The 15,630-nt window shown below is 61.5% G+C and carries 11 protein-coding genes; 6 read left to right on the top strand and 5 right to left on the bottom strand.

Features of this window, described 5'->3' with window-relative positions; genetic code table 11:
* Nucleotides 1-44 precede the first annotated feature (44 nt).
* Nucleotides 45-2,012 carry a propionate catabolism operon regulatory protein PrpR gene (prpR, locus tag C4K39_RS15040; RefSeq protein WP_124346824.1) on the bottom strand — a complete coding sequence of 656 codons (1,968 nt, stop codon included), beginning with the start codon at nucleotides 2,010-2,012 and terminating at the stop codon, nucleotides 45-47.
* A gap of 412 nt (nucleotides 2,013-2,424) precedes the next feature.
* Between prpR and mdlD the strand changes: the two genes are divergently transcribed.
* A complete protein-coding gene (gene mdlD / locus C4K39_RS15045; RefSeq protein WP_124346825.1) occupies nucleotides 2,425-3,735 on the top strand; it encodes an NAD(P)-dependent benzaldehyde dehydrogenase MdlD in 1,311 nt (436 codons plus the stop codon).
* Between the two features lie 318 nt (nucleotides 3,736-4,053).
* Here mdlD and C4K39_RS15050 read toward each other — a convergent pair whose 3' ends face one another.
* The 4 genes from C4K39_RS15050 to C4K39_RS15065 all read right to left on the bottom strand — a co-directional run bounded on the left by C4K39_RS15050 (nucleotide 4,054) and on the right by C4K39_RS15065 (nucleotide 6,697).
* On the bottom strand, nucleotides 4,054-4,380 hold the full coding sequence (locus tag C4K39_RS15050; protein ID WP_124346826.1) for a hypothetical protein: 327 nt from the start codon (nucleotides 4,378-4,380) through the stop codon (nucleotides 4,054-4,056).
* Nucleotides 4,381-4,607: 227 nt separating this feature from the next.
* Nucleotides 4,608-4,853, bottom strand: coding sequence for a DUF1652 domain-containing protein (locus C4K39_RS15055; RefSeq protein ID WP_124346827.1), 246 nt, complete (start codon nucleotides 4,851-4,853; stop codon nucleotides 4,608-4,610).
* 592 nt (nucleotides 4,854-5,445) lie between these two features.
* Nucleotides 5,446-6,102: a paraquat-inducible protein A gene (locus tag C4K39_RS15060; RefSeq protein WP_124346828.1), complete on the bottom strand. Its 657-nt coding sequence runs from the start codon at nucleotides 6,100-6,102 to the stop codon at nucleotides 5,446-5,448.
* 31 nt (nucleotides 6,103-6,133) lie between these two features.
* Nucleotides 6,134-6,697, bottom strand: a complete 564-nt coding sequence (locus C4K39_RS15065; protein ID WP_124346829.1) for a TetR/AcrR family transcriptional regulator — start codon at nucleotides 6,695-6,697, stop codon at nucleotides 6,134-6,136.
* A gap of 162 nt (nucleotides 6,698-6,859) precedes the next feature.
* On the opposite strand from C4K39_RS15065, the gene C4K39_RS15070 reads away from it, so the two are divergent.
* The 5 genes from C4K39_RS15070 to C4K39_RS15090 are packed head-to-tail and all read left to right on the top strand — an operon-like array spanning nucleotide 6,860 to nucleotide 15,600.
* Nucleotides 6,860-8,011, top strand: a complete 1,152-nt coding sequence (locus C4K39_RS15070; RefSeq protein ID WP_124346830.1) for a MexC family multidrug efflux RND transporter periplasmic adaptor subunit — start codon at nucleotides 6,860-6,862, stop codon at nucleotides 8,009-8,011.
* A 27-nt stretch (nucleotides 8,012-8,038) separates the two neighbouring features.
* Nucleotides 8,039-11,170: a multidrug efflux RND transporter permease subunit gene (locus C4K39_RS15075; RefSeq protein ID WP_124346831.1), complete on the top strand. Its 3,132-nt coding sequence runs from the start codon at nucleotides 8,039-8,041 to the stop codon at nucleotides 11,168-11,170.
* Nucleotides 11,171-11,175: 5 nt separating this feature from the next.
* Nucleotides 11,176-12,615: an efflux transporter outer membrane subunit gene (locus C4K39_RS15080; protein WP_124346832.1), complete on the top strand. Its 1,440-nt coding sequence runs from the start codon at nucleotides 11,176-11,178 to the stop codon at nucleotides 12,613-12,615.
* A gap of 59 nt (nucleotides 12,616-12,674) precedes the next feature.
* Entirely contained in the window at nucleotides 12,675-13,295 is a 621-nt protein-coding gene (locus tag C4K39_RS15085; protein ID WP_124346833.1) for a paraquat-inducible protein A, read from the top strand.
* Nucleotides 13,288-15,600, top strand: coding sequence for a PqiB family protein (locus C4K39_RS15090; RefSeq protein ID WP_124346834.1), 2,313 nt, complete (start codon nucleotides 13,288-13,290; stop codon nucleotides 15,598-15,600). The genes C4K39_RS15085 and C4K39_RS15090 overlap by 8 nt, the downstream gene beginning before the upstream one ends.
* Nucleotides 15,601-15,630: the final 30 nt, after the last annotated feature.

Genomic DNA, 15,630 nt, shown 5'->3' on the forward strand with positions numbered 1-15,630 from the left:
CATTTCTGAAATAAAGTTCAGGGTTGAAAGGGCCTGTTTATCTGCTAGTTGGACTTTTTAGCGCGCAACCGTCTCCAGAGTGTGGTGCGGCTGATGCCCAGGCGCTTGGCGGCTTCCTCCATATCGCCGGCACAGCGTTCGACCATTTCACTGACGCGAGCGCTTTCTTGTGCACGGCTGAGGCTGCGCAAGTCTTGCGCTGGCTGCGGCCCGGCCATTGTGGAAGGTTGGGCCGGCGACGGCTCGAACAGTTCGTCGAATAGCATCCGCAGGTCCAGCGAAGTGTTGCCGTCCTGGAGCACATTGGCCGATAACACGGCTCGCTCGACGATGTTCTCCAGCTCGCGAATGTTGCCTGGCCAGCTGTGCTGCTGAAGATGGGGCATGAGCCGCTCGAGCAGCGCGTGGGCGGCCGTGCTGGCCGCTGTTCGCGGCGATAGCTTGGCCAGCAGGAACTGGGCGAGCATCGGTATGTCTTCAGGGCGTTCGCGCAGCGGGGGGATGGCCAGGCGCAAGATGTTCACCCGGTAATAGAGGTCCTCGCGGAACTCACCTTCGCGGACCCGTGTGCGCAGATCCCGATGGGTGGCGGCAATCACGCGAATGTCTATGGGGGTCGGTTCGGTTGCCCCCAGGCGCAGTACTTCACGCTCCTGCAGTACCCGCAAAAGGCGTGTCTGCAGCGTCACTGGCATATCGCCTATTTCATCGAGGAACAGGGTCCCCATGTGGGCGTTTTCTATCAGGCCGGCCTTGCCGCCCTTGCGTGATCCGGTAAAGGCGCCTTCTTCGTGGCCGAAGAGCTCGCTCTCCAGCAGTGACTCTGGAAACGCCGCACAGTTGATGGCAACGAAGGGCCCGGATTGGCGGGGGCTGGCGTTATGTATGCTTTGAGCCAGGAGCTCCTTGCCGGTTCCGCTTTCACCCTGGACGAGCACCGTGGCGTCGGCGCCTGCATAGCGTTGGGCAAGGTCCAGCATGATGCGAAAACTCGGGGCCTGGCCGAGCATTTGTTCGAAGCGATATCGGGCGGTGAACTGCCTTGGCTTGATCTGGCTACGAATGCGTCGCTCCGTGCGCTGAATCGCGTTCGCTTCCTGGCAGGTAATCACCAGGCCATCGGGCCTGCCGTTTTCGATGATGGGTGTGACATTGGCTGCCAGTGTTCGGCCGCCGACCTTGAGGATGTGGCTTTCTTGTGTGTCGTCGCTGAATTGGAGATTGCTGATGTCGAGACCGGGAACGACTTCGCTGAGCGACCGTCCCCGCGCCCAATCGCTGGTGATGCCCAGAAGGGACGCCATGCGTGGATTCAGCGATTGGACGGCGCACTCGGCATCCACGGCGATCACGCCATCGGATAGATTGCGTAACACCGCATTGAGGCGTTGTTGCTGAATGAGGCTTTGCTGGCGGCTTCGGCAAATCGCCAGGGCATCCTCCATGGCGCGTCGCACGGTATCGGCGTTAAGCACCAGGACACCTTGCGCACCCGCTGCCTCGGCCGTTTCCACTGCTGTCGAAGAACCCACCACCAGGCGATAACCGTCATCCACCAAGTGATGGATCTGTTGGCGGGCGTCCTCGTAGCTGCTGTAGGTGACTTGACGGATGTCGACGGTGAACAGCGACGACATGGCCTGGAGCGCGGGATGCTCGTGCTGGAAGCTGACGATGCCCACCTTGGTGGCTCGTGCCCGGGCCAGGTCGAGCGCGCGAATAAGATCGTACTCCCCCATGCGAATCGACAGGACGGCGGTCGAGAGATGTCGCCTGAGGTACTCGGATGTTGCTCCCGAACCGATGATGACATCGACATCCCCCCTGGCCTCAAGGGCGCGCCCGGTTTCCAGCAGTTGGTTGACCGTGGTCTCGACAACCTCTATGCGAGCTCGACCGTAATAGTCCGGGATCACCTGCTCGACGATCCGCGCCATCCGGCTAGGGCCCTCAGGCAGGCGAAGGTGGGTGATCAGCGCGACCACCCTGGGCAGGTACTCTTGGTTGTGCATGTCCAGCATCCATAGTTTTTTCTATAGTGAAACCGGTGTTTCAAATATGCAACGAGCGATCGGTCAAAGTGCCAGATTGAGTTTTTAAAAAACATGTAACTGATTGAAATTTAACGAATAAATTCTTTATCAAAAAACTGGAACAGCTCTTGCTTTGAGGGTTCGGCTGCCCAAGTGAGTTTGAATGCGCGATATGCGGCGCTTATCTCACGGGGCCCGCCTTTGAGCGGATCAGTATCTGCAGACCCGTAGCGGCACGTGCTTGCCTGGAATCGCTCATGTTTGCGAGGGAGTTTTGGGCAAGGCCCCATCTCCTGGGCACGGAGAGTGACAACAGCTTGCTGTTTTCAAGCGGGTCTCCCTGGCTCCGGTCGCTACCAATCGAACCTGTAACACCAAGAGATATACATCCATGAACTATCTGTCCCCGACGATGATCGACTCGCTCTTTTCAGCCCAGAAGGCTTTCTTCGCCACCCGCGCGACAGCGGATGTCGGCTTTAGAAAGGCGGCCTTGAAGCGGCTCCGCGACGCGGTGGTCGAGAACCAGGAGGCCCTCTACTTCGCTTTGGCCGAAGATCTGGGTAAGCCCAAGGACGTGGTGGACCTGGCCGAAATCGGCGAGGTTCTGCATGAAATAGATTTCGCCTTGGCGAACCTGGATGAATGGGTCGTCCCCGAGCTTGTTCCGACTCCGGACATCATCGCTCCATCGCAGTGCTACATCGTCCAGGAGCCTTACGGTGTCAGTTACATCATCGGCCCGTTCAACTATCCGCTGAACCTCACCCTGACGCCTCTGGTCGGCGCCATCGTGGGCGGTAATACCTGCATCATCAAACCCTCGGAGGCCACGCCCGAGACATCGCGGGTCATCGAGAAAATCATCGCTGCCGCATTCGCCCCTGAATACGTCACGGTCGTTCAAGGCGGGCGAGACGAGAATACTCATCTGTTGAGCCTGCCCTTCGACTTCATCTTCTTCACAGGAAGTCCAAACGTGGGGAAGGTGGTAATGAAGGCGGCGGCGGAGCACTTGACGCCAGTTGTGCTGGAGCTTGGGGGTAAGTGCCCGCTGATCGTCCTGCCTGATGCGGACATCGACCAGGCGGTCGATCAGTTGATGTTCGGCAAATTCATCAATAGCGGCCAAACCTGCATCGCCCCTGATTACCTCTATGTCCATAGCAGCGTCAAAGACACCCTGCTGCAACGCTTGGTGGAAAGGGTCAAGGTCGAGCTGCCGGAGGTCGACTCCACCGGCAAGATCGTGACCGCGCACCAGGTCGCACGCTTGGCTGCTTTGATCGAGGAAACCCGTGGCCAGGTCCTGGTCGGTGCCCGGGCCGACATGGAGAAACGTTCGTTCAGTGCCACGGTGGTGGACAATGTCCAGTGGGACGACCCGCTGATGGCGCAAGAGCTGTTCGGGCCGATCTTGCCGGTGCTCGAGTACGATGAGGTGCCCACTGCTGTAGGCCTGATCAACAAGCATCACCCGAAGCCGTTGGCGGTGTATGTGTTCGGCAAGGATATTGACCTTGCCAAAGGCATTATCGACCAGATCCAGTCCGGTGATGCGCAGGTCAATGGCGTGTTGCTGCACGCGTTCTCCCCGTACCTTCCTTTTGGCGGCATCGGTGCTTCGGGCATGGGCGAATACCATGGACGTTTTAGCTACCTTACTTTCACCCACAAAAAGTCCGTGAGGATCGTGCTGTAACTGTCAGGGCCAAGCGCGCAGGGTGCGCTTGGCCGTTGATGGTTTGCCGGGACGGGCAGGGTGGTGCCTGGGGGAGGTGCCTGGGGATCACGGGGCAAGCCCTGGCCAGTTGATGAGTTGTTCTTCGTTTACCCCTTGAGTGTTTTGTGTGCGAGCACAAGGCGGGTAGTCGTTTCGTAGGGCCCCTGTTCCAGAGAGTCTCGATGCATCCTTGGCGTATTTCTATGGGATCGCCAACGTTTGCGTGGCGTTGATCTGGGCCGGGCGCAAGACCTGACAATGCAGGCATTTGGGTGGCTTGATGGCGTATTTCGGGAACTAGCGCCCGGTGCGCTGTAGAAGCGATCTCCGGGATGCCTGTTTGGGCGGGGAGGTGCGCAGCAGAGGAGCAAAGCCTGAGGCCTGGGGCTCGCCGAACTCCCGGTTGACCAGTTGCAGGTGCTCATTGGCTTCCTGGAATTTCTCCTCGGCCTTGTTACGCAGCAGGTGGTATTGCTCGAAGGTATCCAGGTCGGGCCGGACCTTGTCGAGGAGTGCGTAAGCCTGGTTGTTCAGGGCATGGGCTTGTTTGAGCAGGCGCTGGTTCTGTTCGAGGGCAAGCTTGCGGCAGGCACGGGCCTGCAGGCGCTGGTGGATGCTGTACATGATGTCGTCCCTTGTCTGCGGTTTGACTTTACACGGCAGGTCCTGCTGGTCGCGACCAGCGCTGGAACCGCGGCTTGCAAGGCCGATGTCGTGCATTGGTAATAATCTGACCGGCAGGTCCAGGGGAGGACTGCAAAAATAATCAGCGAAAAAATCGGTTGGTCGTTGCACCAACCTTCAATTGAAGAATCGGCTTATCCAATAGGTCGAGCCCTTCATTACGTGGCTCAGGGAAGGTGGGATGACTGTCGCGAGACGACCATTTCCTCGAGTATCTCGCGCACCAGCCGGTTGATGCCTGACTCACCGTGATAGTGGGTGCGGTCGATATTGGCGATGGTGAACTGGTTGGTGCCCGGCGCAAGGACATCCACCGACAGATGACCGTCGGGATTGATCGTACAACTGACTGAGCAGTTGGGCAGCCGTTGTGCAAGGGCCGTCTCGATTTCAAGTTTGCTCAATGTATCCATGAAGGCGCCGGGAAAACGTTCAAAGGCAAAGCGTAGCGCACGATGCTGCCAAACCTGCGATGACAGGATGAATGACTTCCAGGCCGAAGATAGCTTCGATGGTGGGCAGGCAAGCCGCACTGGTGCGAGAGCCAGGTGCCGCCTGGTGAGGCGCCGTTCATCAACAGCGCAGTCTTTCCATGCGCGCCTGGCCTTGGATCACCCTTGGAGCAGGAGGCCATCCAAAGCGATGGTCAGCGCTGATTCAGGTCGCGTCGGCTACGCTCGCAGCACAGTTTGGGATTGGCACGAAGTGCTAATTCCATGGCATGGGAAGCTAAGCTTTTGGTGATCCGAGAGAGGCAGACTAAAGAGACCAATAACAAAAACACTGCACTCGATTTCGACTCGGGTGACGGAGGTCTCCATGCGTAAAGTCATGCTCTCTCTACTTTTCATCATGGTGTGCTCGGGAGGCCTGTATTCCCTGGCTCCAAAGACCCCGGGTCATACCAATGATGCGCAACTGGACCGTACATCTCATCTCCATTCGCCGGTTGCCGGGATCAGTGAGGTGATAAAGCACTTCTGATGGGGAGCAGGCCCGGGTGGGTCAACGTGCAGGTTCGCCGGTCTCCTCGGTCAATGCGTCCCAAACCTGATGCGGTGACATGCTCATCTCGAGCCAGATCTGGGTCAGCAGCAGTGCCACGAAGCAAGCCAGGCCTATACCCAGGCTCAGGTCGGCGATATCCACCAGCTTGACGATGGAGACCAGGATGCCGATCAGGTACACCTCGAGCATGCCCCACTCGCGCAAGTGATGGTAACTGCGGTAGAGCAGCATCCCGGTCCGGAGGGCGATACGAAAATGCAGGCTGAGCAGCACCAGCAGTTGGCAGAGCAACTTGAGCAACGGGATCACCATGCTGCTCAGCAACACGAGGATGGCGACTCCCTGCATGCCGCTGTCATAGAGCCCGACCACGCCTGTCCAGAGCGTGTCGCTACGGGTCTGCCCGAGGAGGGTCAGGTGCATGATCGGCAGGAAGTTGGCCGGTATGTAGAGGAGCAGCGCAGTCAGGACCAGGGCGAAGCAGCGACGCCGCCACTGATGGCGGTGCGCGGCCAATTCGTAACCGCAACGCGGGCAGCAGCTTTTTTCACCGGCCGCCAGAGGTTCGCGGCGCATGAGCAGGTCGCATTCATGGCAAGCGATCAGGTCCTGCAGAGGCAGATTGGGCAAACCGGTGGGCTTGGGGTGCGGCATTGAATGGATCCTGTCAGGGCATGGCCTGGATTTAAGCGGGTGGCAGGCTGGAAGCGCCATACAGAAACATCTGTTCGAGAGTATGGGTGGAGTTGGCGCTGGCTGCCCGCCCGCGTCGCTCTGCATCGACCATGCCATAGACCAGGGTGAGGAAGAGCTCGGTGAACACCGCGGCGGTAACGTCGATGCGAAATACTCCGCGATGCTGCCCGCGCAGGAAGAACGCATCCAGTGAGTCGATGTAGGGCTGCCAGCGGGCGCCATCGAACTCGGGGTCGAGGAAGTCGGGGCGGTACTGGAACACCAGGAAGATCAGCACTTCGCGATGGGCCAGATGCTCCTTGATCAGGTCATGCAGTGCCGCCAGGGGCTCGGCACTCTCAAGGCAAGAGGATTCGATGATCTGGTGCAACACGTCCTCGCCATAGGACTCGAGCATCTCGAGCAAGTGGTCACGGGTTCCACAGAAGCGATGCAGGGTAGCGCGGCTCATGCCGGCGGCTTCCGCCAGCTCCTTAAGCGTGGCTCGCGGATGGTCGACGATGGCAACGGCCAGCGCCTTGATGAATCGTTCGTCATGGGGCGTCAGGGTCATCAGCAGGTCCCAGTTGAATCTTGCAGTGCACATCCGTGGGCAAGAATTTCGTAGTGCTTCCTAAAGAGAGTTGAGACAAAAAAGCTCATGTGAGACGTTATTGACTCATTTATGGTTTGAAAGTACCATTCTGGACATTATCAATCAATAGTTGGGTGTGCCATGGTCGATTTGCGTGCAATAGGAAGGATCAGTGCATTGGCAGCTGTCATTGCGTTGGCAGGATGCGGCCCCTCGGCCGAGCAACCACAACAGGCGGAAATGGTGCTGCCGGTGGATGTCGTTGCAGTGAAGACCGAGTCCCTGGCTCTGACTTCGGAGTTGCCAGGACGTATCGAACCGATACGGGTTGCCGAAGTGCGCGCCCGGGTGGCAGGCATTGTCATGAAGAAGCGCTTTGAAGAGGGCGCCGACGTCAAGGCCGGGGACCTGCTGTTCCAGATCGACCCCGCGCCGCTCAAGGCCGCGGTGTCCCGCGCCGAAGGCGACCTGGCACGGGCTCAGGCCGGCCTCAAGGAAGCCCAGGCGCGAGTCAAGCGCTACGAGCCACTGGTGAAGATCGAAGCCGTCAGCCAACAGGACTACGACAAGGCCAGCGCCGACCTGAACAGCGCCCAGGCGGCCACTCGCTCGGCCCAGGCCGATCTGGAGACCGCGCGCTTGAACCTGGGGTATGCCTCGGTTACTGCGCCGATTTCCGGCCGGGTGGGCCGTGCCCTGGTGACCGAAGGCGCCTTGGTGGGGCAGGGGGATGCAACCTTGATGGCGCGTATCCAGCAGCTCAATCCCATCTATGCCGACTTCACCCAGACCGCTGCCGACGCCTTGCGCCTGCGTGAGTCGCTCAAGAGCGGCAGCCTGGCCGAAGGGGATGGCAAGGCCCTGACGATTCGAGTCGAAGGCACTTCTTATGAGCGCAAGGGCGCACTGCAATTCGCCGATGTGGCGGTCGATCCTGGTACCGGCCAGATCACCTTGCGCGGCAAGTTCGACAACGCCGATGGCGTCCTGCTGCCAGGTATGTACGTGCGGGTGAACACCCCACAGGGCACTGACAACCACGCCATCCTGGTGCCGCAGCGTGCCGTCAAGCGTGCCAATGACGGCAGTTCCCACGTGATGGTCGTGGGGGCGGACAGCCGGGCCGAGGCTCGCAGCGTAACCACCGGCACCATGCAGGGTTCGCGCTGGCAGATCACCGAAGGCCTGAAGGCCGGGGATCAGGTGATCGTTGGCGGCCTGGCCGCTGTGCAACCGGGGGTCAAGGTGACTCCAACGCAGGCCCAGGCAACGCCAACCGGGCAGAAACAATAAGCTCGGCCACGACACGAGGATTTTTTGATGTCTGATTTTTTCATCAAGCGCCCGAATTTTGCCTGGGTGGTGGCTCTGTTCATCTCCCTGGCCGGCCTGCTGATCATTTCCAAGCTGCCGGTGGCGCAGTACCCCAGTGTTGCACCACCCCAGATCACGGTAAGCGCGACCTACCCGGGTGCTTCGGCCAAAGTGCTGGTGGAGTCGGTGACCAGCGTGCTCGAAGAGTCGCTCAACGGCGCCAAGGGCCTGCTCTATTTCGAATCGACCAACAACTCCAACGGTTCGGCCGAAATCGTCGTGACCTTCCAGCCCGGTACCGACCCGGACCTGGCCCAGGTCGATGTGCAGAACCGCCTGAAGAAAGCCGAGGCGCGCATGCCCCAGGCTGTACTCACCCAGGGCTTGCAGGTCGAGCAGACCAGCGCCGGCTTCCTGTTGATCTACGCCCTGAACTACAAGGAAGGCGCAGAGCGCAGCGACACCACGGCTTTGGGCGACTATGCCGCGCGTAACATCAACAACGAACTGCGTCGCCTGCCGGGCGTCGGCAAGCTGCAGTTCTTCTCCTCCGAAGCCGCGATGCGGGTCTGGATCGATCCGCAGAAACTGGTGGGTTATGGCCTGTCCATCGAGGACGTGAGCACCGCCATCCGCGGGCAGAACGTACAGGTACCAGCGGGCGCCTTCGGCAGTGCGCCAGGCACCAGTGAACAAGAGCTGACCGCGACCCTGGCAGTCAAGGGCACCCTGGACAACCCACAAGAGTTCGGCCAGGTCGTCCTGCGCTCCAATCCCGACGGCTCCACCGTCAAGCTGGCTGACGTCGCTCGCCTGGAAGTCGGCAGCGAAAGCTACAACATCTCCTCGCGCCTCAACGGCACTCCAGGCGTAGGCGGCGCCATCCAGCTGTCGCCAGGCGCCAACGCCATCGAGACCGCGACCCTGGTCAAGGCTCGCCTGGCCGAACTGTCGCAGTTCTTCCCCAGCGACATGCAGTACTCCGTACCCTACGACACCTCGCGTTTCGTCGACGTGGCCATCGAGAAGGTGATCCATACCCTGCTCGAAGCCATGGTCCTGGTGTTCCTGGTGATGTTCCTGTTCCTGCAGAACGTGCGCTACACCCTGATTCCATCCATCGTGGTACCCGTGTGTCTGCTCGGTACCCTGGCCGTGATGTACCTGCTGGGCTTCTCGGTGAACATGATGACCATGTTCGGCATGGTGCTGGCCATCGGCATCCTGGTGGACGACGCCATCGTGGTGGTGGAGAACGTCGAGCGGATCATGGCCGAGGAGGGGCTGTCCCCGACCGACGCGACGATCAAGGCGATGAAACAGGTATCCGGCGCCATCGTCGGTATCACCCTGGTACTGTCCGCGGTGTTCATGCCGCTGGCCTTCATGAGCGGTTCGGTGGGCGTCATCTACCAGCAGTTCTCGGTATCCCTGGCGATCTCGATCCTGTTCTCCGGCTTCCTGGCCCTGACCTTCACCCCGGCGCTGTGCGCCACGCTGCTCAAGCCGGTCCCCGAAGGGCATCACGAAAAACGTGGTTTCTTCGGTGCCTTCAACCGTGGCTTTGCCCGCGTGACCGAGCGCTATTCGGTGCTCAGTTCCGGGCTGGTCAAGCGTGCCGGGCGCTTCATGCTGGTGTACGCCGGTATCGTCGCACTGCTGGGCTACACCTACCTGCGCCTGCCGGAAGCCTTCGTACCCAGCGAGGACCTGGGCTACATGATCGTCGACGTGCAACTGCCGCCCGGCGCCAGCCGCATGCGGACCGACACCACGGGCAAGGAGCTGGAACAGTACCTCAAGGGGCGCAATGCCGTGGACGCGGTCTTTCTCGTCTCCGGTTTCAGCTTCTCCGGCCAGGGGGACAACGCGGCACTCGCATTCCCGGTTTTTAAAGATTGGTCGGTACGCGGCAAGGAAGAGTCTGTTGCCGCTGAGGTCGCCGCGTTGAACCAGCACTTTGCATTGCCAAGCGACGGCACCATCATGGCGGTCTCGCCGCCACCTATCGATGGCCTGGGTAACTCCGGCGGCTTTGCTTTGCGCCTGATGGACCGTGGCGGCCTGGGGCGTGAGGCCCTGCTGCAAGCACGGGACACGCTGCTGAGCCAGGTCAACGGCAATCCGAAGTTTCTCTATGGCATGACAGAAGGCTTGGCCGAGGCGCCACAACTGCGCCTGCTGATCGACCGTGAGAAAGCCCGGGCCCAGGGCGTCAACTTCGAGATCATCAGTTCTACCTTGTCCTCGGCCTTCGGTTCCAATGTGGTCAACGACTTCACCAATGCCGGTCGCCAGCAACGGGTGGTAATCCAGGCCGAGCAGGGCGCGCGTATGACTCCGGAAAGCGTGCTCAAGCTCTACGTACCCAACAACAAAGGTAATCAGGTACCCCTCAGTGCCTTCGTAACCAGCAAGTGGGAAGAGGGTCCGGTGCAACTGGTGCGCTACAACGGCTATCCGTCGATCCGTATCGCCGGTGACGCAGGCCCGGGCTACAGCACCGGCCAGGCCATGGCCGAAATGGAACACCTGGCTTCGCAACTGCCACCGGGCATCGGCTACGAATGGACCGGCCTGTCCTACCAGGAGAAGATTTCCGCGGGCCAGGCATCAGGCCTGTTCGCCCTGGCGATCCTGGTGGTGTTCCTGCTGTTGGTGGCGCTATACGAAAGCTGGTCGATCCCGTTGTCGGTGATGCTGATCGTACCGATCGGCGCTGTGGGTGCAGTGCTGGCGGTGATCCTCGTGGGCATGCCCAACGACGTGTACTTCAAGGTCGGCTTGATCACCATCATCGGTCTGTCGGCGAAGAACGCGATCCTGATCGTCGAGTTCGCCAAGGAACTGTGGGAGAAAGGCTATAGCCTGCGTGATGCCGCTATCGAGGCCGCTCGCCTGCGCTTCCGTCCGATCATCATGACGTCCATGGCCTTCATCCTGGGTGTGGTCCCCCTGGCCATCGCCACCGGTGCCGGTGCGGCCAGCCAGCGCGCCATCGGTACCGGCGTGATCGGCGGCATGCTCAGCGCCACCTTCCTGGGCGTGCTGTTCGTGCCTATCTGCTTCGTCTGGCTGCTGTCGGTGCTGCGTACCAAACGGCCTGCTACCGAACAACCAGCCCTGACCCAGGAGTGATCAGCATGCGTATTCCTGCTTTTACCGTATCGGCGCTGCTGATCGCCCTGGCCCTGGGTGGTTGCTCCATGGCCCCGACCTATGAACGTCCGGCTGCGCCGGTCGCCGATAGCTGGAGCGGCGCGTCCGCCCAGCAGGGGCGCCAGGCCAGCGAACTGGATTGGCAGAGCTTCATTGTCGATCCGCAGTTGCGCAAGCTGGTCAGTACCGCCCTGGACAATAACCGTTCGCTGCGCCAGACCCTGCTGGACATCGAACAGGCCCGAGCGCAGTACCGTATCCAGCGGGCCGATCGTATCCCGGGGCTGAGCGCGGGGGCCTCGGGCAACCGCCAGCGCCTGCCGGCGGACCTGTCCAGCAAGGGGCAATCCAGCGTGGCCAGCACCTACCAGGTCGGCCTGTCGCTGCCTGAGTACGAAGTCGACCTGTTCGGTCGGGTCAAGAGCCTCAGCGATGCGGCCCTGCAGCAATACCTGGCCACCGAGGAGGCGGGGCGCTCGGCACGTATCGCGCTGATCGCCGAGGTCACCCAGGCGTACCTGGTCCATGACGGCGCCCAGCGCCGCCTGGCCCTGACCCAGCAGACCCTGATCAGTCGCGAGTACTCCTTCGCCCTGATCAGTCGGCATCGTTCCGTGGGTAACGCCACCGCGCTGGACTACCAGGAAGCGCTGGGGCTGGTTGAGCAGTCCCGGGCCGACGAAGAGGCCGCCCTGCGGCAGAAACAGCAGGCATTCAATGCCCTGGTGCTGCTGCTGGGTACCCCGGATGCAGCGACATCGATTCCCCAGACCCAGCAAGACAAGCTGTTGCTGGTACAGGACATCGCTGCGGGTTCGCCGTCGTCGCTGATCGAGCGACGTCCGGACATCCTGGCCGCCGAACACCGTCTGCAAGCGCGCAATGCCGACATCGGCGCTGCGCGGGCGGCGTTCTTCCCGCGGATCACCTTGACCGGCAGCTTCGGCACCTCCAGTGCGCAGATGTCCGGCCTGTTCGATGGCGGCTCACGTTCCTGGAGCTTCATACCGACCCTATCGTTGCCCATCTTCGATGGTGGGCGTAATCGTGCAGGCCTGAGCCTGGCCGAGGCCCGCAAGGACTCGGCCGTCGCGGCGTACGAGGGCACCATCCAGACCGCGTTTCGCGAAGTGGCGGACGCCCTGGCCGCTACCGACACCCTGCGCCGGGAAGAAGCCGCTCGCCGCGCCCTGGCCAATACCAGTGTCGAATCGCTGAAGCTGGCCAAGGCACGTTACGAGGGAGGGATCGACAGCCACTTGCGCTACCTCGACGCCCAGCGTGCGAGCTTCGCCAATGAAACCGCGTTCATCGAGGCCAGTACCCAACGGCAGATCGCCCTGGTGAATCTGTTCCGCTCCCTGGGCGGCGGCTGGAAAGACAACCAGGACCAGCAACTGGCGCAACGCCAGGCGCAGCCCTGATCGAGTGCCGGCGCCTACCCGGGGTCGCCTGGGCAGGTGCCGGTCAAGGAGGGTCATTGATGCGTGCAATCGATGCAGGCATTTGGGTCTGCGGTGAATGTCATCAACTCAACCCGGCCAGCCAGGAGCGATCACCGCGCTGCAGCCGCTGTAGTGCGGTGTTGCATGCGCGCCGCCCGAACAGCATCAGGCGCACCTGGGCCTTGCTGATCACCGCGATGATTTTGTACATCCCCGCCAACCTGTTGCCGATCATGACCGTCAACATCTTCGGCAGCGGGTCGCCGGCCACGATCATGAGTGGCGTGGTCAGCCTGGTCCAACTGGGCATGACCCCCATCGCCCTGGTGGTGTTCGTGGCCAGTATCGTCGTGCCCACCTTCAAGCTGATGGGCATTGCGCTGTTGCTCTACTCGGTGCAACGCCACCAGCCGATGTCCGCTCGCCAGCGAATCGTCATGTACCGCTTCATCGAGTGGGTCGGGCGCTGGTCGATGCTGGATATTTTCGTCATCGCGATCCTGGTGGCCCTGGTGAACTTTGGCCACCTGGCGCGGATCGAGGCCAATCTCGGTGCCGCCGCCTTTGCCAGCGTAGTGGTGCTGACCATGCTGGCAGCAGTGACTTTCGACCCACGACTGATATGGGACAACACCCACTTGGATAATGAAAATGAGTGACTTGCCTGCCCCCAAAAAACACCAGACCAGCAACTGGTCGGCGATCTGGATCCTGCCATTGCTCGCCCTGGTCATCGGCGCCTGGCTGGCCTGGCGCGCCTATGACGAAGCCGGCCCGGTGATCCAGGTCCGCTTCGAGAGCGGCGACGGCATCCAGGCCAAGAAGACCGAGGTGCTGTACAAGGGCATTTCGGTCGGCAAGGTGGTGGACCTGAGTGTCAGCGAAGACATCAAGGGGGTGATCGCCTCCATCGAGTTGACCAAGGAGTCCCGGGAGTTCCTGAACAACGATACGCGTTTCTGGTTGGTCAAGCCGCGGGTGTCCCTGGCGGGCGTGACAGGCCTGGAGACCCTGGTCTCCGGGGTCTATATCGCGGTGGATCCGGCCAAGGGCGACAAGGGCGATCAAGGCGTGCGCTCCTATACAGCCCTGGCTGAACCGCCACCGATGTCCGAGAAGGTGCCCGGACTGCACATCACCCTCAAAGCCGACCGCCTGGGTTCCCTGGAGCAGGGCAGCCCGGTGTTCTACAAGCAGATCCTGGTAGGCCAGGTGAAAAGCTTCCAGCTCGGCGAGGACCAGCGCACCATCGAGATCAAGGTGCATATCGAGCCGGCCTACGCCGACCTGGTGCGCAAGCACACGCGTTTCTGGAACGCCAGCGGCATCTCGATCTCCGGCAGCCTGTCGGGCTTCAAGGTGCGCAGCGAATCGCTGCTGACCCTGGCCGCGGGCGGTATTTCCTTCGCCACGGCGGACAACCACCGCGACAGCCCACCCACCGATCCGACCAAGCCGTTTCGCCTGTATGAGGACTACGACGCGGCCCAGGTCGGCCTGCGGGTGAAGCTGAAGATGAAGGACCTGAGTGAAATCGAGCCCGGGCGCACCCCGGTCATGTACAACGGCGTGCAGGTCGGCCTGGTCAAGACCGTCGACATGAACCAGGACTTCAGTGGCGCCACCGCCGAGCTGGCGATGGACCCGCGGGTCGAGGCCCTGCTGCTGGAGGGCACCGAGTTCTGGACCGTAAAGCCGAATATCTCGCTGGCCGGGATCACTGGCCTGGATGCCCTGGTCAAGGGCAACTACATCGCCGTGCGTTTTGCCAAGAGCGGGGCGCCGCGCCGGGAATTCAGCGCCCGCTCCAAGGCGCCGCCCATGGACATGAACGTACCGGGCCTGCACCTGGTGCTGACCAGTGACCGGCGCGGTTCGGTGGAGGTCGGGGCGCCGGTGCTCTACCGGCAGATCCGTGTCGGTAGCGTGCAGAGCTACCAGCTGTCGGCGGACAACCAGCAAGTGATGATCGGGGTGCATGTCGAGCCCGAGTACGCGCGCCTGGTAAACAGCTCCACGCGCTTCTGGAACGCCAGTGGCGTGACCCTGAGTGGCGACTTCACCGGGGTCAAGGTCAAGAGCGAGTCGCTGCAGACCTTGATCAATGGCGGCATCGCCTTCGACACCCTGGACCCCAAGGCGTCGTCCTCGGGCAAGGACCGCCGATTCGCCCTCTATGACAGTGAGGAGGCCGCCATGGCCCGTGGTGTGGAGCTCCAGCTGGGTGTCGAGGACGCCGAAGGCCTGCGCGAAGGTACGCCGATTCGGTTCAAGGGGCTGGTGATCGGCAAGGTCGAAGGCATCGGCTTGAAGAATGACCTGTCCGGGGTGTTGCTCAAGGCGCGCCTGGGGGCCAATGGCGAGCAGTTCGCCCGCAGCGGCACGCGCTTCTGGGTCGTACGGCCGGCACTCGGGCTGTTGCGCACGGAAAATCTCGGCACCCTGGTTAGCGGTCCCTACATCGAGGCCTTGCCGGCGAGCCGTCCGGGAGAGCGCCAGACGCGCTTCCAGATCCAGGAAGAAGCCCCGAACCTGCTCGGGCTTGGCAATGGCTTGCGCTTGACCCTGAGCGCTGCGGACAAGGGCTCGATCAAGCTCGGCAGCCCGGTGACCTATCGCAAGATGCCGGTGGGCAAAGTCATCGACATGAGCCTGGGACAACAAGCGGACCGGGTGCTGATCAGCATTCTTATCGAGCCGCGCTATGCACCGCTGGTGCACACCGCAAGCCGCTTCTGGAACGCCAGCGGGGTAGGCATCGAGGCGGGTCTGTTCAAGGGGGTGTCCGTGCGCACCGAGTCCCTGGAGGCGCTGGTGGCGGGCGGTATTGCCTTCGCCACGCCGGACAATCCGCAAATGGGCGAACAGGCCAGGCCAGGGCAGACCTTTGCCCTGTTCGATGCCGTCAATGATGAATGGCTGGAATGGGCACCGAAGATCGCGCTCAAGGAAGCCTCGCGGTGATCAAGCTGTTTTCAAGCCAATGTAAAAGGA

The sequence above is a fragment of the Pseudomonas sessilinigenes genome, from assembly GCF_003850565.1.
Taxonomy (GTDB): Bacteria; Pseudomonadota; Gammaproteobacteria; order Pseudomonadales; family Pseudomonadaceae; genus Aquipseudomonas; species Aquipseudomonas sessilinigenes.

Excerpts from the sequence above, each read along its gene's own strand:
- C4K39_RS15090 (WP_124346834.1), top strand. The coding sequence starts at position 13,288 with ATGAGTGACTTGCCTGCCCCCAAAAAACACCAGACCAGCAACTGGTCG.
- C4K39_RS15050 (WP_124346826.1), bottom strand. The coding sequence starts at position 4,380 with ATGTACAGCATCCACCAGCGCCTGCAGGCCCGTGCCTGCCGCAAGCTT.
- C4K39_RS15080 (WP_124346832.1), top strand. The coding sequence starts at position 11,176 with ATGCGTATTCCTGCTTTTACCGTATCGGCGCTGCTGATCGCCCTGGCC.
- prpR (WP_124346824.1), bottom strand. The coding sequence starts at position 2,012 with ATGCACAACCAAGAGTACCTGCCCAGGGTGGTCGCGCTGATCACCCAC.
- C4K39_RS15075 (WP_124346831.1), top strand. The coding sequence starts at position 8,039 with ATGTCTGATTTTTTCATCAAGCGCCCGAATTTTGCCTGGGTGGTGGCT.
- C4K39_RS15055 (WP_124346827.1), bottom strand. The coding sequence starts at position 4,853 with ATGGATACATTGAGCAAACTTGAAATCGAGACGGCCCTTGCACAACGG.
- C4K39_RS15085 (WP_124346833.1), top strand. The coding sequence starts at position 12,675 with ATGCGTGCAATCGATGCAGGCATTTGGGTCTGCGGTGAATGTCATCAA.
- C4K39_RS15070 (WP_124346830.1), top strand. The coding sequence starts at position 6,860 with ATGGTCGATTTGCGTGCAATAGGAAGGATCAGTGCATTGGCAGCTGTC.
- C4K39_RS15060 (WP_124346828.1), bottom strand. The coding sequence starts at position 6,102 with ATGCCGCACCCCAAGCCCACCGGTTTGCCCAATCTGCCTCTGCAGGAC.
- C4K39_RS15065 (WP_124346829.1), bottom strand. The coding sequence starts at position 6,697 with ATGACCCTGACGCCCCATGACGAACGATTCATCAAGGCGCTGGCCGTT.
- mdlD (WP_124346825.1), top strand. The coding sequence starts at position 2,425 with ATGAACTATCTGTCCCCGACGATGATCGACTCGCTCTTTTCAGCCCAG.